The sequence below is a fragment of the Micromonospora sp. NPDC049282 genome (assembly GCF_043197045.1).
Lineage (GTDB): Bacteria > Actinomycetota > Actinomycetes > Mycobacteriales > Micromonosporaceae > Micromonospora.
The window spans coordinates 60,497-82,508 of the sequence record NZ_JBICSL010000011.1; the positions used below are offsets into that span (position 1 = coordinate 60,497).

Annotated in this window: 18 protein-coding genes; 8 read left to right on the forward strand and 10 right to left on the reverse strand. The window is 73.3% G+C overall.

All coding sequences use genetic code 11. The features are described from left to right. Nucleotides 1-3: 3 nt before the first annotated feature. The 5 genes from ACGFI2_RS18680 to ACGFI2_RS18700 form a co-directional block, all read right to left on the reverse strand. Nucleotides 4-684: a maleylpyruvate isomerase N-terminal domain-containing protein gene (locus ACGFI2_RS18680; RefSeq protein WP_393518318.1), complete on the reverse strand. Its 681-nt coding sequence runs from the start codon at nt 682-684 to the stop codon at nt 4-6. A gap of 91 nt (nt 685-775) precedes the next feature. Continuing rightward, nucleotides 776-1,162, reverse strand: a complete 387-nt coding sequence (locus ACGFI2_RS18685; RefSeq protein ID WP_393518321.1) for a zf-TFIIB domain-containing protein — start codon at nt 1,160-1,162, stop codon at nt 776-778. A 23-nt stretch (nt 1,163-1,185) separates the two neighbouring features. Continuing rightward, on the reverse strand, nt 1,186-1,818 hold the full coding sequence (locus ACGFI2_RS18690) for a phosphoribosyltransferase (RefSeq protein ID WP_393518324.1): 633 nt from the start codon (nt 1,816-1,818) through the stop codon (nt 1,186-1,188). Beyond that, complete coding sequence (locus tag ACGFI2_RS18695; protein WP_393518327.1) at nt 1,815-3,173, reverse strand: glycosyltransferase 87 family protein; 1,359 nt, start codon at nt 3,171-3,173, stop codon at nt 1,815-1,817. The genes ACGFI2_RS18690 and ACGFI2_RS18695 overlap by 4 nt, the downstream gene beginning before the upstream one ends. A gap of 53 nt (nt 3,174-3,226) precedes the next feature. Further along, nucleotides 3,227-5,764, reverse strand: a complete 2,538-nt coding sequence (locus tag ACGFI2_RS18700; RefSeq protein WP_393518330.1) for a putative bifunctional diguanylate cyclase/phosphodiesterase — start codon at nt 5,762-5,764, stop codon at nt 3,227-3,229. Nucleotides 5,765-6,336: 572 nt separating this feature from the next. Here ACGFI2_RS18700 and ACGFI2_RS18705 point away from each other — a divergent pair. The 5 genes from ACGFI2_RS18705 to ACGFI2_RS18725 all read left to right on the forward strand — a co-directional run bounded on the left by ACGFI2_RS18705 (nt 6,337) and on the right by ACGFI2_RS18725 (nt 12,265). Beyond that, a complete protein-coding gene (locus ACGFI2_RS18705) occupies nt 6,337-9,384 on the forward strand; it encodes a tetratricopeptide repeat protein (protein ID WP_393518332.1) in 3,048 nt (1,015 codons plus the stop codon). A 200-nt stretch (nt 9,385-9,584) separates the two neighbouring features. Then, nucleotides 9,585-10,076: a cyclic pyranopterin monophosphate synthase MoaC gene (gene moaC, locus ACGFI2_RS18710; RefSeq protein ID WP_393518335.1), complete on the forward strand. Its 492-nt coding sequence runs from the start codon at nt 9,585-9,587 to the stop codon at nt 10,074-10,076. Then, nucleotides 10,073-10,543, forward strand: a complete 471-nt coding sequence (locus ACGFI2_RS18715; RefSeq protein ID WP_393518338.1) for a molybdenum cofactor biosynthesis protein B — start codon at nt 10,073-10,075, stop codon at nt 10,541-10,543. The genes moaC and ACGFI2_RS18715 overlap by 4 nt, the downstream gene beginning before the upstream one ends. A gap of 37 nt (nt 10,544-10,580) precedes the next feature. Continuing rightward, nucleotides 10,581-11,837, forward strand: coding sequence for a molybdopterin molybdotransferase MoeA (locus ACGFI2_RS18720; RefSeq protein ID WP_393518341.1), 1,257 nt, complete (start codon nt 10,581-10,583; stop codon nt 11,835-11,837). Beyond that, complete coding sequence (locus tag ACGFI2_RS18725; protein ID WP_393518344.1) at nt 11,834-12,265, forward strand: molybdenum cofactor biosynthesis protein MoaE; 432 nt, start codon at nt 11,834-11,836, stop codon at nt 12,263-12,265. The genes ACGFI2_RS18720 and ACGFI2_RS18725 overlap by 4 nt, the downstream gene beginning before the upstream one ends. Nucleotides 12,266-12,277: 12 nt before the next feature. On the opposite strand, the gene ACGFI2_RS18730 is transcribed toward ACGFI2_RS18725, so the two are convergent. Together ACGFI2_RS18730 and ACGFI2_RS18735 are read right to left on the reverse strand one after the other, a co-directional pair. Continuing rightward, complete coding sequence (locus ACGFI2_RS18730; RefSeq protein ID WP_393518347.1) at nt 12,278-13,714, reverse strand: glycosyltransferase 87 family protein; 1,437 nt, start codon at nt 13,712-13,714, stop codon at nt 12,278-12,280. A gap of 204 nt (nt 13,715-13,918) precedes the next feature. Then, a complete protein-coding gene (locus ACGFI2_RS18735) occupies nt 13,919-14,464 on the reverse strand; it encodes a DoxX family protein (RefSeq protein WP_393518350.1) in 546 nt (181 codons plus the stop codon). A gap of 126 nt (nt 14,465-14,590) precedes the next feature. Here ACGFI2_RS18735 and ACGFI2_RS18740 point away from each other — a divergent pair, with 126 nt between their 5' ends. After that, nucleotides 14,591-15,136: a GNAT family N-acetyltransferase gene (locus tag ACGFI2_RS18740; RefSeq protein WP_393518353.1), complete on the forward strand. Its 546-nt coding sequence runs from the start codon at nt 14,591-14,593 to the stop codon at nt 15,134-15,136. Nucleotides 15,137-15,143: 7 nt separating this feature from the next. Here the strand turns inward: ACGFI2_RS18740 and ACGFI2_RS18745 are convergent, their stop codons facing one another. Beyond that, nucleotides 15,144-16,379 (reverse strand): AAA family ATPase, encoded by a 1,236-nt coding sequence (locus ACGFI2_RS18745; protein WP_393518356.1) that lies wholly within the window; start codon nt 16,377-16,379, stop codon nt 15,144-15,146. Between the two features lie 154 nt (nt 16,380-16,533). Next, nucleotides 16,534-17,373, reverse strand: a complete 840-nt coding sequence (locus tag ACGFI2_RS18750; RefSeq protein WP_393518359.1) for a flagellar basal body protein FliL — start codon at nt 17,371-17,373, stop codon at nt 16,534-16,536. Nucleotides 17,374-17,458: 85 nt separating this feature from the next. On the opposite strand from ACGFI2_RS18750, the gene ACGFI2_RS18755 reads away from it, so the two are divergent. Then, nucleotides 17,459-18,013: an EamA family transporter gene (locus tag ACGFI2_RS18755; protein WP_393518362.1), complete on the forward strand. Its 555-nt coding sequence runs from the start codon at nt 17,459-17,461 to the stop codon at nt 18,011-18,013. Nucleotides 18,014-18,030: 17 nt separating this feature from the next. Further along, nucleotides 18,031-18,735, forward strand: a complete 705-nt coding sequence (locus ACGFI2_RS18760; RefSeq protein WP_393518773.1) for a prepilin peptidase — start codon at nt 18,031-18,033, stop codon at nt 18,733-18,735. A 61-nt stretch (nt 18,736-18,796) separates the two neighbouring features. Here the strand turns inward: ACGFI2_RS18760 and ACGFI2_RS18765 are convergent, their stop codons facing one another. Then, nucleotides 18,797-21,979 carry a UvrD-helicase domain-containing protein gene (locus ACGFI2_RS18765; RefSeq protein ID WP_393518365.1) on the reverse strand — a complete coding sequence of 1,061 codons (3,183 nt, stop codon included), beginning with the start codon at nt 21,977-21,979 and terminating at the stop codon, nt 18,797-18,799. Nucleotides 21,980-22,012: the final 33 nt, after the last annotated feature.

Here is a 22,012-nt window from a genome sequence, read left to right on the forward strand (position 1 = left end):
CGGTCAGCCGAGCAGTGGGAACCAGCCCGCCGCCTCGCCCAGCTCGAATCGGTCCCGATCGGTCAGCGGCAGCCGCCCGGTGGCCTTGAGCAGATACTCGTGGTCGTCCCAACCGGCCGGGCGTACCGCCTCGTCGGGCAGCAGCCCGTCCATCGTGGTCACCGCGACCCGGGTCGGGTCCGCCGCCGGCTGCGGCCCGTCCGGCAGGTCCAACACCAGGTCGAGGTGGTGCACGACCGCCTCGGTGGTCAGGGTGGCGAGCAGATCGGGTACGCGCAGCACGTGCCCCTGGGTGGTCACGTGCCCGTCCGGATCGGCGGCGGCGGCCGCGCGGGCGGCGGCCGGGGCGGTGTCGGACCAGATCCGGACCAGTCCTGTGGGCCGGTCGAAGGCGGCGGCCGAGCGGCGGGCCCACCACGCGTGCTTCGCGCCGGCCTCGTCGCCGCCGGGGGTGAACGCCCGCCAGTAGCTGACGTCGTCCACGTCGGCCGGGCCGGGCACCGGGCTGGCCAGGGCGACGAGCGCGCGTTGGGCGTCGCAGAGCACGTGGAAGAGCAGGTCGGCGACGAGCCAGCCCCGACAGCGGGTGGGTCGTTGCAGGCCGGCGTCGTCGAGCGGGGTGACGGCGGCGGTGATGCCGGCGTACGCCTGGGCCAGCGCCTCATGCTGCCGGATCGGGCTCATGGGGTGCAGCCTGCCACGGCGCACTGCGGCCGGCACGGTGAGACGGGGCCCCTCCTATCGTCCAGGCGTTAAGAAGGGGCCCCGCCTTACCTCAGTCGAAGAGTTCGCCGAGGAAGCCGTGCTTCTTCTTCTTGCGGTAGTGGCCGTGGTAGCCGTAGTGCTGCTGCTGCCCGTGGCCGTACGCGGGCTGCTGCGCATAGCCGTGGCCGGGCGGCGGCGGAGGAGGCGGGGGGACGGCGCCGTAGCCCGGCTGGTGCGGGGCGGCGGCGGGCGGCGGTGGCGGGTAGCCGGCTCCGGCGGGCGCGGCCTGCGGGGTGCCGCCGTGCTGCCGGTTCCAGTTCGCCTCGGCGTCGAACAGCTTCTCGAGTTCGCCCCGGTCGAGGAAGATGCCGCGGCATTCGCCGCACTGGTCGATGATCACTCCGCTGCGCTCGTACTGGCGCATCTCTGCACGGCATTTGGGACAGATGAGCTGCATGCCATCGACGGTACCGGGTGATTTCACGCGGTGGCGGTCAGCGCGTGCGTCACCTCGTCGTCGGAGACCTCGTGGAAGTCGTCGTAGTAGGCGCCGACGGCGGCGAAGTCGGGCGGGAGTTGGCTGCTCACCACCGTGTCGGCGGTGGCCGCGAGCATCTCGTACGCCTGCGGGGAGCCGACCGGAACGGCGACGAGCACGCGGACGGCGCCGAGGTGGCGGGCGACCTGGACGGCGGCGCGGGCGGTGGCGCCGGTGGCGAGCCCGTCGTCGACGACGACGGCGGTGCGGCCGGTCAGGTCCAGGGGCGGCCGGCCGTTGCGGTAGCGCTGTTCGCGGCGTTCCAGTTCGGCCTGTTCGCGGCGGCGGACCTGGGCGCGGTCGTTCTCGCTGATCCGGTCGGCGACCGTGTCGTTGAGGACCTGCACGCCGCCGGGGCCGAGCGCCCCGTAGGCCACCTCGGGCGCCCAGGGCACGCCGAGCTTGCGGACGACCAGCACGTCGAGGGGGGCGTTGAGGCGGTCGGCGACCACCCGCGCGACGGGTACGCCGCCGCGGACCAGGCCGAGGACGATGACGTCGGGCCGGCCGGCGAGGTCGGTGAGTCGCTCGGCGAGGTCCTGTCCGGCCTCGGCCCGGTCGCGGTAGGTGGTCATGCCTCAGGTGTACGCCTTTCCGCCGGGTTACGCCGGGCGGTTGCCGGGAATGCCGGCCGGCCGCTGTCCTGGGTCGGGGTCTCGGCGCGTGCCAGCGTCGGGGCGAGGAGGAGCAGGGCGACCGGGTAGAGCAGGTAGCCGAAGCGGGTGGTGGGCATCAGCAGGATCGCGGCGAGCAGCCCGGACCCGCAGATGACGGCGGTGGCGGCGGCGGTGCGGGGCGGGCGGCGCAGCAGCCGGACGGCGATCGCCAGGCCGACCGCGGCGAGCAGCACGGCGGCGACCGCCCGGCCGGCGGGGAGCGTCTCGGCGATCAGGTGGCCGGGGAGCGGGGACTGGGCGGGGCTGGTGACCAGGCCGTGGCCGAGCGGGAAGCGCAGCACGTTCTCGACCAGGGCGTCGGAGTCGACGAGCAGCACCGGGAGCAGGGCGAGGACGGGCAGGCCGAGGGCGCCCAGCGCGGTGCGGGCGCCGGCCCGTCTGGTGGCGGCCCAGCAGATCAGCACGATCGCGACCGGCCAGGCGAAGAGTTTCAGGGCGCCGGCGGCGCCGACGGCGAGGCCGGCGCGGCCGGGCCGCCCGGCGGCGGCGAGGGCGAGGGCGAGCAGGCAGAGCGCGAGTACGGGGAGATCGTCGCCGCCGGTGGCGAGCGTGAGCGCGCTGACGGGCAGGACGGTGGCGGCCTGGACGGCGCGCAGCAGCGTGGCGGTGCGGCGGGGCGAGCCGGGGCCGTTGGTGGTGTCACGCAGCGTGGTGACCAGGGCGGCGAGGGCGAGCGCGGTGGCCACCGCGAACCAGATGCGGGCGTCGGTCCACCAGGCGTCGGTGGCGGCCCGGGGCAGCCCGAACAGCGCCATGCCCGGTTGGTAGGGGGTGTAGCCGAGGAGCTGTTCACCGGGGGGTAGGGCGGCGATCGCGTCGGGTCCGAGGTAGGGGGTGCCGTGTTCGGCGAGGCGGGTGCCGGCGTGTTCGACCACGATCACCTCCTCCTGGGCCCGGCCGGCGCGTCCGGCGGCCCGTTGGACGCTCTGGATGACGACCGGCAGCAACGCGGCGGTTGCCCAGGTGACGCCGGTGACCGTCCAGCGGGCGGGCAGTCCGGCCAGGGGTGTGCCGGGGTCGCGGTGGCGGGCGAGGAGTTGGGTGGCCGCGGCGAGCGTGGCGAGGGCGTACCCGATGGTGGCGACCGCGCCCCAGGCGCGGTGCGGTGGCAGCGTGGAGGTGGCGGCGGTGACCGCGGCGAAGACGGTGGCGGCGGCGTAGATGCCCAGGTCGAGGGCGAGGCCGCCGACGGCGGTGTCGAGGGCCGACCAGCGGCGGATGGCGGGGCTGGCCGGGTCGGCGTGGGCGGTCACGCGGGCCAGTCTGGCAGACCTGCGGTGCGGTCCGGACCGGTCGGGCCGGGTGGTCAGGGGTGCCGGGCGTCGGTGGCGGCGGGTGGGGTGGGGCGGTTGCGGGCGCCGCCGGCGCGGCGGCCGGGCAGGCGGATGACGGCACCGGCGTCGTGCAGTGGCCGGGCGAGGGCGCCGGGCCGGCCGCCGGCGCCGCGTTGGAGGGCGGCGAGCAGTGCCCCGGCGGGCAGCGGCCGGGCGAACAGGTGGCCCTGCCCGGCCGTGCAGCCCAGTTCCCAGAGCGCGCGGCGATGCGGTTCGCTCTCCACGCCCTCGGCGACCACGGTGAGGTCGAGGCTGCGGCCGAGGTCGAGGGTGGAGCGGATGACGGCGGCGGCCTCGGGTGCGGTTTCCATGGCGGTGACGAAGCTGCGGTCGATCTTGAGTTCGTGGACCGGGATGCGGGAGAGCAGCGAGAGTGACGAGTAGCCGGTGCCGAAGTCGTCGAGGGCCAGCCGGACGCCGGAGTCGCGGAGTCGGCTGAGCACCCGGTCGACCACGTCGAGTTGGCTGAGGGTGAGCGTCTCGGTGAGCTCCAGCACGAGCCGGTCCGGCGGGATGTCGTGGGCGCGCAGCCGGGCCAGCACGGCGCCGGGGAAGCGGGCGTCGAGGAGGCTGCGGGGTGACACGTTCACCGAGACGGGCAGGTCGAAGCCGGCGTCGTGCCACGAGCCGGCCGCGATCAGCGCCTGGTCGAGGATGGCTTCGGCGAACGCGGGCAGCAGCCCGGAGCGTTCCACCGCCTCCAGGAAGCGCAGCGGGTCGATCAACCCGTGGGTGGGGTGGTGCCAGCGGGCCAGCGCCTCCGCGCCGGTGACCTGACCGCTGCCCAGGTCGACGATGGGTTGGAAGTTGACGGTGAACTCGTGGTCGGCGACGGCCCGGGGCAGTTCCCCGCCGAGGGTGAGCCGGTTCAGGTCGGCGGTGTCGCGGGTCGCCGCGTACGTGGCGGTCCGCTGACCGGCGCGCTTGGCCTGGTACATCGCCACGTCGGCGCGGCGGAGCAGTTCGGGCATCCCGCCGGTGGCGGGGGCGGCGGCGATACCGCCGCTGGCTTCCACGCTGATCCGCATGCCGTCCAGGTCGAGCGGGTCGTGCAGGGCGGCGAGGAGGGACTCGGCGCGGTGCGCGGCGACCGCCGGGGCGGGCAGGCCGCGCAGGAGCACGGCGAACTCGTCGCCGCCGAGCCGGGCGACCAGGTCGCCGGGGCGGGCCGCGTCGCGCAGCCGCCCGGCGACCTGGATGAGCACCTGGTCGCCGGCGCCGTGCCCGAGCGTGTCGTTGACCTCCTTGAAGTGGTTGAGGTCGATCAGCACCAGGGCGGTGACGCCCTCGGCGTGCCGGGTGGTGAGCTGGGCGGTGCCCTCGTCCAGCAGGTGGCGGCGGTTGGACAGGCCGGTGAGGGCGTCGTGGGTGGCGGCGTAGGCGTGGTCGTCGGCGATGCGGGCGAGTTCGGCGTACGCCTGGGCGTTGCGGACCGCGGTGCACAGCGCCGAGGCGAAGGTACGCAGTGTGTACTGCTCGCGTTCGGAGAGCTCGACCGGGCCGGCGAAGCGGAGTCGCAGCTCGCCGGTGTTCTCGGTGCGGTCGTGCCCTTCCAGGAGGACCGGCACGATCCGGCCGTCCGTCTCGCTGGGCTGCGGCGCGGTCCCGTCGTAGGCGACTCCGGCGGCTCCGCCCCGTACGGTGCGTCCGCCGTCGCGCAGCTCGATCTCCACCTCGTCGGCGGAGAAGAGTTCGGCGGCCCCGGTGACGGCGGTGGTCAGCACCTGGTCGAGGTCGACCACGTTGAGTGCGTCGGTGGCGCGGGCGAGGCGTTGCCAGGCCTGCTGCTCGGTGCGGGTGCGGATCCGGGTGGAGTAGGCGAGGTGCAGGCTGAGCACCAGGGGTGGCACGGCGAGCAGCAGACGGGGGTCGGCGCGCAGGATGAGGACGGTGCAGGCGGCCACCACGAAGCGGACGCCGAAGCCGGCGAGCCGCAGATCGAGATCACTGCGGAACTGACGCAGGATGCGCGTGCCGGAGGCGAGTGCGATCACCGGCATGGCGAGCAAGTCGTCCAGTAGGGCGGCAGCGAGATAGACGATGGCCAGGGTACCGATGAGGTGACTCAACGATGGTGATGCTCCTGGCCATTCGAGGACCGATGCGAGGGCCGCCGTGCCGCCTGCGATCAGCACGTTCTTCCCGACGCCGAAGGCGGATTTGATCGTGGGGAGCCGCAGGATGGCGGAGGCTGCGGCGACGCCCAGCATCGTGCTCAGTACGACCCACGAGGCTGGGGCGATGGCCAGACCGATCACCACCGCCGTCTCTACCCACGCGATGGAGTGCGTCGTCGACCGGATGCGGACCGAAGCCTTGACGACTCCGCCCAGCGTGATCATGAAGACGAGCGTGGCGAAGGTGCCGACGTCTCGGACGGACGCCGGCGGCGTACGGGACAGCGAGGCGATGGCGACGATCAGCGCGCCTGTTGCAAGGACGACGATGAGACCGACGAGCGTCAGTAGTTGCCGATCGGTCCCGGCTTCGCGTCGTCCGGTGCGGCTCATTCAGCTCCCGGGGCTGAGAGGCTGACGCCCGAGCTGGCTTGCGCCAGCTCGGCGTGACGTCAGGGAGCCTACCGCGAGAAGATTCTCGACGAGAAGTGCCGAAGTTTCAGTGCCACTCGCTACCGCGCATTTCACTCTCCCCAGCTAGGCCATCCAATCGAGTTGGAGTGGCTTCCGAATTGGATTGCTGATGCCCCCTACGGGGCATCGGCAGTACTTGGGGGAGCCTAGGTGGGGTCGCGTACAATTGCATGGATTAATGTCGCAATATGCAATATTAGCGAAGGATGGCCGCTATTGTGACGGTCCGTCCAGGTTGCCTGAGCGGAGCGCGTCGAGGTGGTCGGCGCGACACGAGTCTCCTCGTATGCGACCCCCATTGTCGGCGCTGTGATGGGGGCAGTTCCTCGGCGGAATGGCTTCATCTTCGAACAGGCCGGTCGAAGACCGTCGGCGTGCGACCTTGTGTGGTTGCGGGATCACGCCACGTGGAGTGCGGTGCCGTTCACCGTGTTCGGTAGGCTCCGCTTGGTGATCACTTAAAATGCCGCAGGCCTTGGAGGGCGAACGGGGTGGACATCAGACTCCTCGGGGGCGTTAAGGTGCTTGTCGGCAGTCTCGAACTGCCCCTTGGTACACCAAAGCAGAAGATTCTGCTCGCCATGCTGGGAGTGGACGCCAATCGACTCGTGACTGTCGACGAGATGGTCGACGAGCTGTGGCCCGAGGCCCCTCCCCGATCAGCCATCCCCAACGTGCGTACCTACGCCGCCAACCTCCGACGGGCATTCGCGAAGGTCGGCGGCGCGGCGATCGTCCGACAACAGGGTGGTTACCTGCTCTCGGTTCTTCCCGAGGCCGTCGACCTGATCCGGGCCCAGCAACGATTCGCTCAGGGGCGTGCCTTCGCTCGCGCGAATCAGCGGTCGTCCGCGATCGCGGTGCTGGCCGACATCATCGACGGGTGGCCGGGTCCCCTCCTTGCCGGGCTTCCGCTGGGGCCGGCGTTGGCCGGCCGCCGCGAAGCGGTCGAGCGGGAGCGCGAAGAGATGCTTGTCCTTCTGAGCGAGCTGTACCTGAACACCGGGCAGCCGGAGCGAGCGGTCGTGGCGCTCCGGCCGCATGCCGTCCGCAACTCCACGCGGGAACGCCTTCAGCTACTCCTGATGCGGGCCCTGCTCGCCAACGAGGACCCGGCCGGGGCAGTCGCCGTCTACCGGTCCGCCCGCGCGGCGCTCGACGAGGAGGTGGGCGTCCAGCCCGGACCGGAGCTCGACCAACTCCACCGAACGGCGCTCGAAACCCGGTCGAGAATGCTGAGCGCCGGCCGTCCGGCGCCGTCCGGCGCCGCCGACAGGACGCGTACGGTCACCTGGCTGCCGCGTCCGACCACCGACTTCGTCGGACGAGAGGACGTGGTGCGACGCTTGCTCAGGAGCATCACGGCACGATCGGGCCCGACGGCGGTCGTCCAGGTGATCGACGGGATGGCAGGCTGCGGCAAGACCACCCTTGCGGTCCGACTGGCCGAGATGTTGCGGGCGGAATATCCGGACGGCCAGTTGTTCATCGATCTTCGAGGACATGGGGAGGTCGATCCACTGGAACCGGCCGCGGCGCTCGCGACCCTGCTGCGGCAACTCGATGTGCCGTCCGGGCGTGTGCCGATCGACTTCGAGGATCGGGCCGCACTCTGGCGTCGTGAGCTGGCGCAACGGCGGGTCGTGGTCGTGTTGGACAACGCCGCGGGAAGCGACCAGGTGATCCCGCTGCTACCTGACGGAGCGGGAACGGTCGTGCTGGTGACCGCCCGGTCGAGGCTGCTCGCCAGCGAACTCGGGGTGCCGGAATCGCTGGGCGTGTTGTCCCGGGTCGAAGCCGTGCGTCTGCTGGCGTCCACGGCGGGCGCGCAGCGGGTCGGCAAGGAGCCGGAAGCGGCCGCGGAAGTCGTGCGGAGATGCGGCTACCTTCCCCTTGCCATCCGGCTCGCAGGAGCCCGGCTTGCGCACCGCACCAGTTGGCGGGTGGCGGACCTGGCGTTGCGGCTGGCTGGCGAACGCGGCCGGATCGACCAACTGGCGGTGGGTGACCGGACGCTGGCCGGGGCGTTCGCCACCTCCTACGAACCGCTCGACGATCGGAGCCGCCGGGCCTTCCGCATGCTCTCTCTGCATCCGGGTGATGACTTCAGCCCACCGACCGCGGCGGCACTGGCCGATCTTCCGCTGGACGAAACCGTACGGATCCTTGACGATCTGGTAGATCGTCATCTGTTGGAGGACAGGGCCGACGGCCGCTACCGCCTGCACGATCTGGTCCGGGAGTATGCCGCCGAGCTGTCTCGGAGGGTGGACGAACCGAGCGTCCCGCTCGCGGCCTTGGATCGCCTGCTCGAACTGTGTCTCCACACCACGTTGTCCGTGGCGGTCGGGCTGGAGGCGCGTCTCGACGAGAAGACGTTGGTCGCCGAGCGGCCCCACCGGCCCGACCTGCTGACCGCGATCGAGCCGGACGTCGAGTGGCTGGAACGCGAGCGGTCCACCCTCACCGCGCTGGTGGCGTGTGCGACCCAGGCCGAACGAGATCGGTATGCCTGGCGGCTCGCCCGTGCACTGTGGCGCTTCTTCTACATCAGGACATATTTCGACGACATCTTGTCGACTCATCGGCACGGCTTGGAATCTGCCCGGCGTATTGGTGACCTGGACGCGGTCGCCCAGATGCAGAACTATCTCGCCTCCGCCTATGTGAGAACCGGAAACTACCCCGAGGCGACCAGGCTGGTGGAATCGGCAGTCGGGCTCTACCAGCAGATGGGAGACGCGCGGAACGCGGCTCGCTTCCGAGCGAACCTTGGTGTCGTCTACTGGTTGACCGGCCGTTTCGATTCGGCCGTCAGGCTCGGGGCTCAGTTGCGACGGGAAGAATTGTCGAAAGGCCATGTGTCAACTGACCTGGTGCTGCCGAACTACGGCATTGCGCTGGCGGCGGTCGGCAGATACGCCGAGGCACTCGATCTCCATCGCCTGCATCTGTTCCTAGCCCGCGTCAAGGCAGACCAATTCCAGATCCTCAACGCTCTGGGGCATGTCGGAATGGTGCGGGCAAGAATGGGTGACCATGGGCCAGCCATTCAGATAATGGAAGCTTCCCTCCGTCTACGGGATCGCACCGGCCACCGCTACGGGGAACCGGAGCTCCGGGTCGAACTCGGGACTGCCCTACGGGAGATGCGCCAATTCGACGCGGCCCGCCGTGAGCACGAGACAGCATTGCGGCTGGCGCTCGACAACGGCGAGCGCCACGCGCAATGTGCGGCGTTGAACGAACTCGGTACGACAGCCGCGGCGCAGGGAGACCCGGCGGAAGCGACCCGGTTGTACGAGCGGGCGCTCAAGCTGGCGACCCGCATCGCGCATCCCCAGGAACAGGGCCGCGCACTGGCTCGTCTCGGTGGCCTGATGATGGGGAAGGATCCCGACGAGGCGCGCCGGCTGTGGCGGAGGGCGCTGGCGATCTTCGAACGGACCGGGGGTCCGGAACAGCATCGTGTTCGCACCCTGCTCGGGGATGAGCGGCCGGCGGAGGACTTATCGATTTTTTATCGGGCTCCCCGCTAGCGTCCGGTCGTCGGCCAACGGGGAGGATCCGCCCACCCGGCGGACCCGGCCGGAGAGCCCCCACCGTCGAGTCTCCCCAGCGACCCGACGGCGGGAAGGTGTGGGAGGGTCGTCGTGCGGATCATCGGCAGCCGGCACGACGTCCCTCCCCGCCGACGGCACGGTCCACGTCCGTCGTACCCGGCGGATAAGGTCGGGCGGTGACCGAACCCGCGCAGCTCACCCACGTCGACCCGGCCGGCGCGGCCCGGATGGTCGACGTCTCCGCCAAGCCGGTCTCCGGCCGGCTCGCGGTCGCCGCCGGCCGGCTCCGCACCACCGCCGAGGTGGTCGACCTGCTGCGCCGCGACGGCCTGCCCAAGGGCGACGCGCTCGCGGTCGGGCGGCTCGCCGGGATCATGGGGGCCAAGCGCACCCCCGACCTGATCCCCCTCTGCCACCCGATCGCCCTGCACGGCGTCGCCGTCGACCTGCACCTCACCGCCGACACCGTGGAGATCACCGCGACCGCGCGGACGGCCGACCGCACCGGCGTGGAGATGGAGGCGCTCACCGCGGTGGCCGTCGCCGGGCTCGCCCTGGTCGACATGGTGAAGGCCGTCGACCCGGCCGCCTCGGTGGACGCCGTCCGGGTGCTCCGCAAGGAGGGCGGGAAGACCGGTGAGTGGGTCCGGCCGGAGGACCGGCCGTGATCCGCGCCCGGGTGATCGTCGCCTCCAACCGCGCCGCCGCCGGGGTCTACGAGGACACCAGCGGCCCGCTGCTCGTCGCCGGCCTTCGGGAGCTGGGCTGCACGGTCGACGCGCCGGTGGTGGTGCCCGACGGCGACCCGGTCGGCGACGCCCTGCGCGCCGCCCGCGACGAGGGCGTCGACGTGGTGCTGACCAGCGGCGGCACCGGCATCACCCCGACCGACCGCACCCCCGAGGTGACCGGCGCGTTGCTCGACTACGAGATCCCCGGCATCGCCGAGGCGATCCGGGCGCACAGTCGCGACGCGGTGCCCACGGCCGCGTTGTCCCGGGGCCTGGCCGGGGTCGCCGGCCGGATGCTCGTGGTCAACCTGCCCGGCTCGCGCGGCGGGGCCCGGGACGGGCTGGCCGTGCTCGGGCCGATCCTGCGGCACGCGGTCGACCAGCTCCGTGGCGGCGACCACTGAGCCCGCGGGCCGCGCGCGCCGGCGTTAGGCTCGCCGGATGAGCACGGAAACCGAAGCCGCCGCGGCCACGGTGGGCACGCCCCCGCCGGCCGGGTGGGAGGAGGCCCGCTCCCGGGTGTACGCGGTCGGTCTCTCCGCCGCGCTCCCCGCGGTCGCCCGGCCACTGGCCGACACCGACGGGCACACCCTGGCCGAGCCGCTGACCACACGGACCGACCTGCCGGCGTTCCCCACCTCCAGCGTGGACGGCTGGGCGGTGCGCGGGGCCGGCCCCTGGCAGGTCGTCGGCCGGGTGCTCGCCGGGCACACCGCGCCCCCGCTCGCCACGGACGGCACCACCGTGGAGATCGCCACCGGCGCGATGGTCCCCGCCGGCACGACCGCCATCCTGCGGATCGAGGAGTCGACCCGGGCGGCGGACGGGCGGGTGACCGGCACGCCCCGGTCGCAGCCGGAGTGGCGCGAGCCGGGTGAGGAGGCGCATCTCGGCGAGGAGCTGCTGCCCACCGGCACGCCGGTGGACCCGGCGGTGATCGGGCTGGCCGCCTCCTGCGGGCACGACACCCTGCGGGTCCGCCGCGCGCCGCGGGCCGCGCTGCTGGTCTTCGGCGACGAACTGCTCACCTTCGGCGCGCCGGGCGCCGGCCGGGTGCGCGACGCGCTCGGCCCCTCGGTGCCGGCCTGGCTGCGCCGCTACGGCTGTCAGGTACGGGCCGGCGACGTGGTCGGCCCGGTCGCCGACACCCTGCCCGCGCACGTCGCCGCGCTGCGCGGCGCGCTCGCCAACGCCGATCTGGTCTGTACCACCGGCGGCACCATGCACGGCCCGGTCGACCACCTGCACCCGACGCTGGAGGCGCTCGGCGCCGACTACGTGGTCAACACGGTGGCGGTGCGCCCCGGCTTCCCGATGCTGCTCGCCCGGCTGGTCGACGGCGACGGCCGGGTGCGCTTCGTCGCCGGCCTCCCGGGCAACCCGCAGTCCGCGGTGGTCGCCCTGGTCTCCCTCGTCGCCCCCCTGCTGGCCGGTCTCACCGGCCGGCCGATGCCGGTGCTGCCGCAGGTCACCCTGGCCGAGCCGGTCCCCGGGCGCGGGGATCACACCCACCTCGCGCTGGCCCGCTGGGACCGGGTCGCCGGCACCGCCCACCCGGTGCGGCACGTCGGCTCGGCGATGTTGCGCGGCCTGGCCGGCGCGGACGGCTTCGCGGTGATCCGCCCCGGCGCCAACGGCGCGGTGGGCGACCGGGTTCCGCTCGTGCCCCTGCCGCTGACCCCGGGAGAGCGTCAATGAGCATCGAGACACGCGTGGCGCTGGGCGCGGTCACCGACCGGCCGCTCGACCTGGCCGCGCACGAGGCGGCGGTCGCCGACCGCCGGGCCGGCGCGGTGGTCTCCTTCCAGGGCGTGGTCCGCGACCACGACCACGGGCGGTCGGTCACCCGGCTGGAGTACGAGGGCCACCCCAGCGCCGAGGTGGTGCTGCGCGAGGTGGCGGCCGAGATCGCCGCCGACCCGGCGGTCCACGCGGTGGCGGTGTCGCACCGGATCGGCCCGCTGGAGATCGGGGACGTGGCGTTGGTCGCGGCGGTCAGCACCGCACACCGGGCGGCGGCGTTCGCGGCCTGTGCCCGGCTGGTCGACGAGGTCAAGGCGCGGCTGCCGATCTGGAAGCGGCAGGTCTTCGACGACGGCACCGAGGAGTGGGTGAACTGCCCCTGAGCCGGGCGGCGCTCAGCGCCGGGCGGCGAGCTGGGCGGTGCGGGCCAGCCGGTCGTGATAGAACGCCGGTTCGGCGCCGGGTCGCCAGGGCAGCGCCGCGACCAGCACGATCAGCGCGATCGCCAGGGAGTTCTCCATCAGCGCGCCGAACAGGCCGTCCTGGTAGTGGGACACCTCGGGGAGCTGGTGCTCGTACGGCCAGATCGGCGAGATCAGGAACAGCAGATAGAGCCCGAGCGCGCCGGCCGCGTGCCGGAGCCCGGTCAGCGTGGGATACCAGATCGGCGGGCGCAACGTGGGCACGCCGTTCGCCGAGGGCAGCGTGCTGCCGCGCAGCGGCAGGCCGCGGCTGGCGTCGCGGCGGCGTACCGCGGCGTCGGCCAGCACCACGACGGCCGGGATCACCCAGACCAGGTGGTGCGACCAGGAGATCGGGCTGATCACGTTGGCGGTGAGCCCGACCAGCGTGAACGCGGTCAGCTCGTCGCCGTCGGCGCGCGCGTTGAGCGCCCGGGACAGGCCCAGCGCCAGCACCAGCACCGAGAAGGCGAGCCAGAGCAGCCCGGGCGTCTCGATCGAGTCGTAGAGCCGTGCCAGCAGGCCGGCGAGGGACTGGTTGGCGGTCATGTCGGCGGCGCCGACCCGCTCGGTCTGCCACAGCACGTCGGTGAAGTAGGTGCGGGACTCCGCGCCGACCGCGCCGAACGTCGCGAGCGTCACGCCGACCGCGGTGGCGACCGCGATCCACGCGGCCCGCCACTGCCGGGTGAGCATCAGGTAGCCGATGAACAGCGCCGGGGTGAGCTTGACGGCGGTGGCGAGCCCGATGCCGACCCCGGCCCAGGCGCCGCTGTAGACGAACCGGGCCAGCGGCGTCTCGGCGGTCTCGTGGTGGGTGCCGCGCTTGGCCCGCCAGCGCAGACCCACCAGATCCGCCATGATCAGCGCGAAGAGCAGCAGGTTGACCTGGCCGTAGCCGAGCGTCTCCCGGGACGGCTCGATGGCCGCGGCGAGCGGGGTGGCGATGCCGACGGTGAACCAGAGCGACCAGCCGAGCCGGTCCACGATGGGGCGCAGCAACGCCGCCAGCACGACGGCGAGAGCGCCGATGCTGGCCAGCGCGTTGACGAACCCGGCGGCCTCCACCGGCAGCCAGGATATCGGCAGCATGACCAGGCCGGCGAAGGGGGGATAGGTGAAACCGAGGGTCGTCGAGGGGGCGACGAAGTCGTACAGCTCGTTGCCGCTCGCCCACCACAGCACCGCGCCGTGGTAGATCTTCATGTCGAAGAAGTTGTACGGTCGGCCGAAGGCGCCGATGGCGAGCCACGCCGCGTACGACACGGCGGCCACGACGCCGATGCGTACCGCGATCCGTTGGTCGACCCCGAGGACGACGCGGGGGGCCGGAGCGAGGCGGTTGGTCCGTCTACCGACTGTCGTCGGCATGGCGTGGCCACCCCCATACCAAGATCGTCGTGCCCGTCCAGGTCCGGAACGGAGCCTAGAACGGCGCCTCACGATGCTGCCTCCCGCGTTACGCGACCGTGTCCGATCCCACACGTGTTTGCGACATTTCCGCCGGGTTAACGGGTCTCGGACGGTTCAGGTGATTGGTGGCCTTGCGGGGGGTGGTGGCCGTACAGGAACAGGTCAGCCCGGCATCCGGCGCGCGGTCGCCGCGGAGCGTACGGCGATCTTCGCCTCCCGGCGGGCGGTGCGGACCGCGCGCTTGACCGACCGGCGGGAGTGGTCGATCCGGTGGCCGGCGCGCCAACGCAGCCCCGGCTTGCCCTCGGTGTCCGCGGCGGCGAGGAGGAGCCCACCGAGCAGCCCGAGGTTCTTCAGGAAGTGGATCTGGTTGTTGTTGCGCGCGGCCGGGTCGTCGTTGTTCCAGAAGGGATGGCCGGCGGCGGTCGTCGGCAGCAGGGTGCCGGCGAGCACGAGCGCGGCCGGGCGGCTGAACCGGCCGGTGGCCAGCATCAGGCCGCCGACCAGTTGCGTCGCGGCGTTGGTCCGGATCAGCGTCTCGGTGTCGGTCGGGATGCGCGGGTGCAGGTTCTGGATCAGCGGGGCGACCTTGTCGGTGACCGGCTTCGCGGCGGGCACCAGCCGCTCCGGGTTGCGCAGGTTGCGGGCGCCGCTGACCACGAAGATGCCGCTCAACATGACTCGGGCGAGGGAGCGCACAGGCTTCATGGTTCCAGTCTTACCCCGTCCCGGCCCCCGTCACCCCTGCAACACCCGAAAGGTATCGACGTCCGTCCGGCATCGATTTCAGCGACCGTCGCGGATGGACCGGCCGTGTTCGGTAAGGTCGCGCGGGTGACGACGCTGCGACTACGCCCGGAGGACCCGGCGGACGAGGCACCGGTGGCCCGGGTGCTCGCCGCCGCGTTCGCCCGACCCGACGTGGCCACCCCGCCGGAGGTGGGACTGGTCGAGGAGTTGCGGCACAGCGCCGCGTGGATCCCGGAACTGGCCATGGTCGCCGAGTACGGCGGCGAGGTGGTGAGCTTCGCGCTGCTCACCCGGGTACGGGTGCGCGGCGACGGCGGTGACTGGCCGGCGTTGGTGCTCGGACCGGTGGCGGTGGCCCCGCACCGGCAGCGCGTCGGGCACGGCGCCGCCGTGGTGCAGGCGGCGCTCGACGCCGCCACGGAGCTGGACGAGCGGCTGGTGGTGGTGCTGGGCGACCCGGCGTACTACCGGCGGTTCGGCTTCGGGCCGGCGGACCGGTTGGGGCTGACCAGTCCCTGGTCCGGGCTGGGGGAGCCGTGGCAGGCGCTGGTGCTGCCGCCGTCCACCGGCGAGGAGCCGCCGCCCCCGGCCGGTGAGGTGGTCTTCCCGCCGCCCTGGTCCCGGGTGTGAGCGTCGCTCAGGCCGGTTGGGTGCGCAGGTAGCGGCCGAAGTGCGGCACGGTGAACGCGACCGTCCCCCGCTCGCCGGAATAGATCAGACCCTTCTTGATCAGCGCGTCCCGGGCCGGGGAGAGGCTGGCCGGCTTGCGGCCGAGCGCCCGCGCGATCTCCGCGGTGGGCACCGCGGCGTCCATGTCGTCCCGCGCGCCCTCCTCGCCGTCCACCAGCGCCAATGTGGCCATCGCGCGCATGTATTCGCGTTCGGCGGGGGTGGCCCGCTCGAACCGGGAGCCGAAGAAGCCCACCGCCAGCTCCGCCTCCGCCTCCGGCGCGGCGACCCGGACGTCCGCCGCCGTGATCGGCGAGCGGGGCGCGTGGTCCCAGGTCGCCTTCCCGTACGCCTGGACGAAGTAGGGGTAGCCACCGGATTTTTCGTAGAGCAGGTCGAGCGCCTTCTGCTCGTACTCGACCTCCTCCCGCTCGGCCGGCGCGCAGAGCGCCTGGTCGGCGGCGATCCGGTCCAGCCGGTCGATCCGCTGGTAGCGGTAGAGCCGTTCGGAGTACGACTTGGCGGCGCTGAGCACGGCCGGCAGGTGGGGCAGGCCGGCGCCCACCACGATCAGCGGCGCGCCGAGCTGGGACAGCTCGTGGCACGCGGCGCAGAGCGCGGAGATGTCCTCGGCGCCGACGTCCTGCATCTCGTCGATGAAGACCGCGATGCCGGTGCCCACGTCGGTGGCGACCGCCGCCGCGTCGCTGAGCAGCTCGACCAGATCGATCTCGATGTCGCCCGAGTCGGCCCGGCCGTTGGCGGCCGGCACGTCGATGCCGGGCTGCCACCGGTCGCGCAGTTTCGGCGCACCGCCGCCCCGGCCGGTCGGCGCGGAGCGCTGCGCGAACGCCTTGAGCACGCCGAGGAAGCCGTCGATCCGGTCCGGCGCGCGGTGTCGCGGGGCCAGCTCCCGGACCGCCATGTGCAGCGCGGCGGCGATCGGTCGGCGCAACGACTGGTCCGGCCGGGCCTCGATCTTGCCGGTGCCCCAGAGGTGGTTGATCGCCTCCGAGCGGAGCGTGTTGAGCAGGACCGTCTTGCCCACCCCGCGCAGCCCGGTGAGCATCAGGCTGCGTTCCGGCCGGCCGCGGGCGATGCGCTCCAGCACCACGTCGAACACGTCCAGCTCCCGCCCCCGCCCGGCGAGTTCGGGCGGGCGCTGACCGGCGCCCGGGGCGTACGGGTTGCGGACGGGATCCACGAATCGCACAGTATCGGCTTGTCTAGCGGCCAGGCTAGACGTGCGTAGAGGTGGCTACCGCGTGTCGGCCTCGACCGAAAACTAGGGCTGTCTAGCGTGGATGCTAGACAGCCCTAGTTTTACCTACCGGCTCGGTCTCCGGGCCGGCGGCGGTTCAGCGGCGCTTGAGGCAGAGCACGAAGTCGAGCGTGTCCAGCTCACTGTCGAAGAAGTACCAGTCGGTGTAGCCGGTCACCTTGCCGCATTTCGTCTCCGCGTCCTTCTTGCCGCCGGTCGCGCCGTCGATCCGGCGCAGCACCTCGTACGTCTTCGGCGCGCAGTCGGCGATCACCAGCTTCGGCTGCCCGCTGCCACCCTCGTTGGCGACGCACTGACCAGCCTTGACGAAGCGCGGATCGGTCGAGGAGGCCGGCGTCGCCGCCGTGGGCGTCGCCTCGGCCGCGTCGCTCGGCGCCGCCGCCGTCGGGTCCGCGGCGGGCGCGGTGGCGGCCGTCGTCCCGGCCGTCGGGCTCTTGTCGTCCCGGCCGAGCAGCCAGTAGGCCCCGGCGCCGCCCAGCAGCAGCACGGCCAGCACGATCACCACCACCAGCAGCGGGCCCCGGCCCCGCTTGGGCGGCGTCGGCTCGTCGTAGGGCGCCGGCCCGGCGAGGTACGGCGGCGGTCCGCCCGGGTACGCCGACTGTCCCCCGCCGTACGGCTGCTGTCCCCCGGCGTACGGCTGCGGCCCGGCCGGGTACGGCGGCTGCCCGGGGTCGTACGCCGGTTGCCCGCCGGCATATCCCGGATCGGCCGGGTAGCCCTGGTGCGGCGGAGCATCGGTCCACTCCGGCGCCGGCCCGTACTGCTGGGGCGGCCCGTACGGCTGGGGTGGGCCACCGTACTGCGGTCCGCCCGGCGCCGGGCCGCGATGCGGGTCGGGGGCGTAGCCGTCGTCGGGGCGTCGTGCCCCCCACGGCTCGGGGGCACCGCCGCCCGGTGGTCCGAAGTTCGACATGAACGCCTCCTGCGTACGCCAGTGCTGAGAGGCCGGCCACCGAGGGGCGACTCCGACGCCGTGGTCACCGTAGCGTGGTCCACCGATGAGCTCACGCCCCACGAGTGCGACGGACGCCACCGGCTCCCCGGCGCCGCCGGCCCGTACCGCCCTGATCTGGACCGCCCTGGCGCTGGTCTACCTGTTCTGGGGCTCGACCTACCTGGGCATCCGGGTCGCGGTCGAGTCCCTGCCGCCGCTCACCTCCGCCGCGATGCGGTTCGCCGCCGCCGGGCTGGTGCTCGCGCTGGTGCTGCGGTTGTGGCGCGGGCCCGGGTCGCTGCGCGTGCCGCCCCGTCGCCTCGGCTCGGCCGCGCTGGTCGGCGTGCTGCTGCTGGCCGGTTCGCTGATCGCCTTCACCGCGTACGTCTGGTTGCTCGCCCACGCGCCGATCTCCCTGGTCTCCACGTACGCGTACGTGAACCCCGCCGTCGCGGTGGCGCTCGGCGCCCTGCTCGTCGCCGAGCCGGTCACCGCGCAGGTGCTGCTCGGCGGCGCCGTGATCGTGGCCGGCGTGGCGGTGGTGGTGAGCACCGAGCGCCCGCGCCGGACCGCGCCGGCAGCCGTGGAAGGGGCGGCCCGGAAGCCGGCCGGGCGGTAGCGTCCCGGCCCGTGTCGATGGCGTCGGTGGCGGGGGCGGCGCTCCTGGGCGCGCTGGTCGGCCTGGTCGCGGTGCCGCTCGGCCGGCACGTCGTCGGCGCTGGCCCCCATGGTGCCGTCGTCGGCGCTGGCCCCCATGGTGCCGTCGTCGGCGCTGGTCCCGACCGGGACGACGCCTCGACGCGAGGGCGGGTCCGGCCGCGTCGTGCCGGCGTGACGGTGACCGGAGCGGTGGTGTTCGGCGGGCTGGCCGCCGCGCACGGCGACGACCCCGCGCTGCCGACGCTCCTGCTGATCGCGGCGGCCGGTCTGGTCCTCGCGGTGACCGACCTGATCGCGCTGCGACTGCCCGATCCGCTGGTCGGCGCGGTGGCGCTCGTTGGCGGGCTCGGCCTGGTCGGGACGGCCGCGGTCACCGGCGAACCGGGCCGCGCCGCGACCGCTCTGGCCGGCGCCGGCCTGTCCCTGTGCGGGTACCTGCTGCTGGCGCTGCTGCCGGGCGCCCGGCTCGGTTTCGGCGACGTGAAGCTCGCCGCCGCTCTCGGGCTCCCGCTGGGTTGGCTCGGCTGGCCGACGCTCCGACTCGGGCTGCTCCTCCCGCACGTGCTCGCCGGGGTGGCGGTGCTCGCGCTGCTCGCCGCCGGCCGGATCCGCCGGGACACCCCGCTGCCGTTCGGCCCGGCGATCCTCGTCGGCGCCTGGCTCGCCGCCGTGCTCACCTGACCCTGCGGTGGTGAGAAGGGGCCCCTTCTCTACCGGAGGCGTCAAGAGAGGGCCCCGCCTCTCACATCAAGCGGAGCTGGTGATCTCTGGGACGGCGCGGCTCGGCAGCGCCGAGCCGGTCGAACAGCGCCGGGTCGATCACGTCGAGGAACGGGGTCGGGCGGGCTTCCCGCTCCGTGCCGTGCCGGCTGCGCCGGGCGGTGTGGCTGACGTAGAGCCGGTCCTGCGCCCGGGTCAGCCCGACGAAGAAGAGCCGGCGCTCCTCGGCCACCGCGTCCTCGTCCGGCTCGGTGCCGGGCCAGCGCAGCGGCAACAGGCCGTCCTCGGACCCGACCAGGAACACCACCGGGAACTCCAGGCCCTTGGCCGCGTGCAGGGTGAGCAGCGTGACCGCCTCCGCGCGCGGGTCGAGCGCGTCCACCTCGGCGCCGGTCGCGAGCTGGTTGAGGAAGGACCCGAGGTCGTCGCCGCAACGTCGGGCCAGCGGCGTGAGCAGGTCCACGGCCGTACGGACGTCCTCGGGGCGTACCGCGCCGGAGCCGTCGAGCGTCGGCACGGCGAAGCGCTCCGCCAGGATCTGACCGGCTTCGCGTACCCGGGTGGTCAGGGAGCCGTCGAGGCCGGCGTGGCGCAGCTCCCGGGCGATGGCGGCCACGCCGGGACGGTCGCGCAGCCGGTCGTGCGAGCGCTTCTGCACGGGGATGTTCGCCCGGGCCAGCGCGTCCACGATCGGCGCGGCCTGGGAGTCGGTGCGGTAGAGCACGGCGATGTCGGAGAAGGAGAGCGAGGTCGCCCGCCCGTCGATCCGGCCGGAGTCGAACGACCGGTGGGACAGGCCGCCGACCAGCTCGTCGACGGTGCGGACCACGAAGTCGGCCTCGTCGGCGACCGTGGTCGCGGCGTACCGGCCGACCAGCGGGGCCTCCGGGTCGAGCCGGGCCGGGTCCAGGCGGCGGCCCCGGACCAGCGACGACGGCGCGATCGCCTGTACGGCGGCGGCCAGGATCGGCGCCGAGGACCGGTAGTTGCGGTTCAGCCGGACCAGCCGGGCGTCGGTGAAGTCCTGCGAGAAGCGCAGGAAGTAGCCGACGTCCGCGCCCCGGAACGAGTAGATCGCCTGATCCGGGTCGCCGATCGCGCACAGGTTGCCGTCGGCGGGGCTGAGCAGCCGCAGCAGCTCGTACTGGACCGCGTCGACGTCCTGGTACTCGTCGACGAAGATCCACTTCCACCGCTCGCGGTAGTCCCGGACCAGCTTCCGGTCGCCCTTCAACAGCGCCACCGGCAGGGTGAGCAGTTCGTCCAGGTCGACCAGGTCCCGCTTGCGCAGCAGCGCGACGTACCGCTCGTCGTCCTCGCCGGCCTCGGCACGGGCCGCCGCCCGCTCGGCGTCGTCGGCGATCCGGAAGTCCGCCGGCAGCCCGGCGGCCGTCGCGTTCTCCCGCAGCACGGTCAGGCCGAGCGCGTGGAACGTACCCACCGTGACGTCCTCGGCGACCGGCCCGAGCAGCCCGTCCAGGCGGTGCCGCAGCTCCTCGGCCGCCCGGCGGGTGAACGTGATCGCCAGGCACTGGTCCGGGAAGACGTTCAACTCCGCGCACAGGTAGGCGATCCGGTGGGTCAGCGTCCGGGTCTTGCCGGTGCCCGGGCCGGCCACGATGAGCAGCGGACCGCCCGGCGCGGACGCGGCCACCCGCTGCATCGCGTCCAGCCGGTCCAGCAGGCCGGTGCCCACCTCCTCCATGCCGGCGAGCATCGGCTCGAACGGCTCGTGCGGGGAGGGCGGCGGCGCGAGCGGGGGCGCGGGCGGCTTGCGCTTCGGCTCCGGCCGCGCCTCCGCCGGGCGCCTGGCCTTCGGCTTCGGCGCCGGCTCCGCGGGCCGCCGCTGCGCGGGCACGGGTACGTCGAAGAGCGCGTCCTGCCCGCCCCCGCCACCCGAAGCGCCCAGTTCCGCCGGATCGAACAGCGTGATCACCCCGTACTCACCGTCGTAACCCGGCACCCGGCGCACCTCGCCGCGGCGCAACCGGCCGATGCCCTCCGCGAGCAGCTCGCCGCCGACGCGGCCGATCTCCTCCACCGGCGTACGGGTCAGGATCTCCAACTCCGAACCGAGCGCCGCGACCAGTTCGTTGAGCTTGCCCTCGACCTTCTTCGACCGCGCGCCCACCCGGTTCAGCTCGCCCAGGATCTCGGCCAGCGGCACCAGATGGGCCACCTCGCGGGCGTGCGCCGGCCGGTGCCCGGTCGGCCGGTCGGCCAGCGCCTCGACCCGGCTGAGCACGCCGACGGTCAGCGGCTTGCCGCACTCCGGGCAGCGCCCGCCCGCCTCGCGGGTCCGCTCCGGAGACCAGTTCACCCCGCAGAGCCGGTGCCCGTCGGCGTGGTACTTGCCCTCCTCCGGGAAGAACTCGACGGTGCCGGCCAGCCCGTCCCCGGTGCGCAACGCCTCGCGGATCGCGAAGTAGTCGCGGTCCGCCGTGAGGACGGTCGCCTCCCGGGCCAGTGCCGGCGGCGAGTGGGCGTCCGAGTTCGACACCAACTGGTAGCGGTCCAGGCTGCCGACCCGCCAGTTCATCTCCGGGTCGGAGGAGAGCCCGGTCTCCACCGCGAAGATGTGCTCGGCCAGGTCGGCGTAGCAGTCGGCGATCGCGTCGAAGCCGGACTTCGAGCCGAGCGCGGAGAACCAGGGCGTCCAGATGTGCGCCGGCACCAGGTAGCCGTCTCCGCTGGCCTCCAGGGTGATCTCCAGCAGGTCGCGGGAGTCCAGCCCGAGGATCGGCCGGCCGTCCGAGCCGAGGTTGCCGATCCGGCCCAGCGCGGCGTTGAAGCGGCCCACCGCGTCCAGGTCCGGCAGGTAGATCAGGTGGTGCACCTTGCGGGTCCGGTCGTCCCGCTTGTAGATGGTGGAGATCTCCACGCTCAGCATGAACCGGACCGGGTCCGCCTCCGCCTCGCTGGCCAACCGGGGCGGGAGCCGCCGGGCGATGTCCCGTTCCGCCTCCGGTGACAGCCGGTAGAGACCGGGCTCGGCCGGGTGCAGCGTCTCGCGCAGGTGGTCGTACCAGGCGGGGTGGGTGAAGTCGCCGGTGCCGAGCACCGCGATGCCCTTGCGCCGGGCCCACCAGCCGAGGTTCGGCAGGGTCAGATCGCGGCTGCACGCGCGCGAGTACTTCGAGTGGATGTGCAGATCCGCGACGTAGGGCGGGAGGCCACCGGGGGGTGCGGCGCTGAACGGAGGCACGCCGCATCCTGTCACGTCCGGTTGCCTACCCGC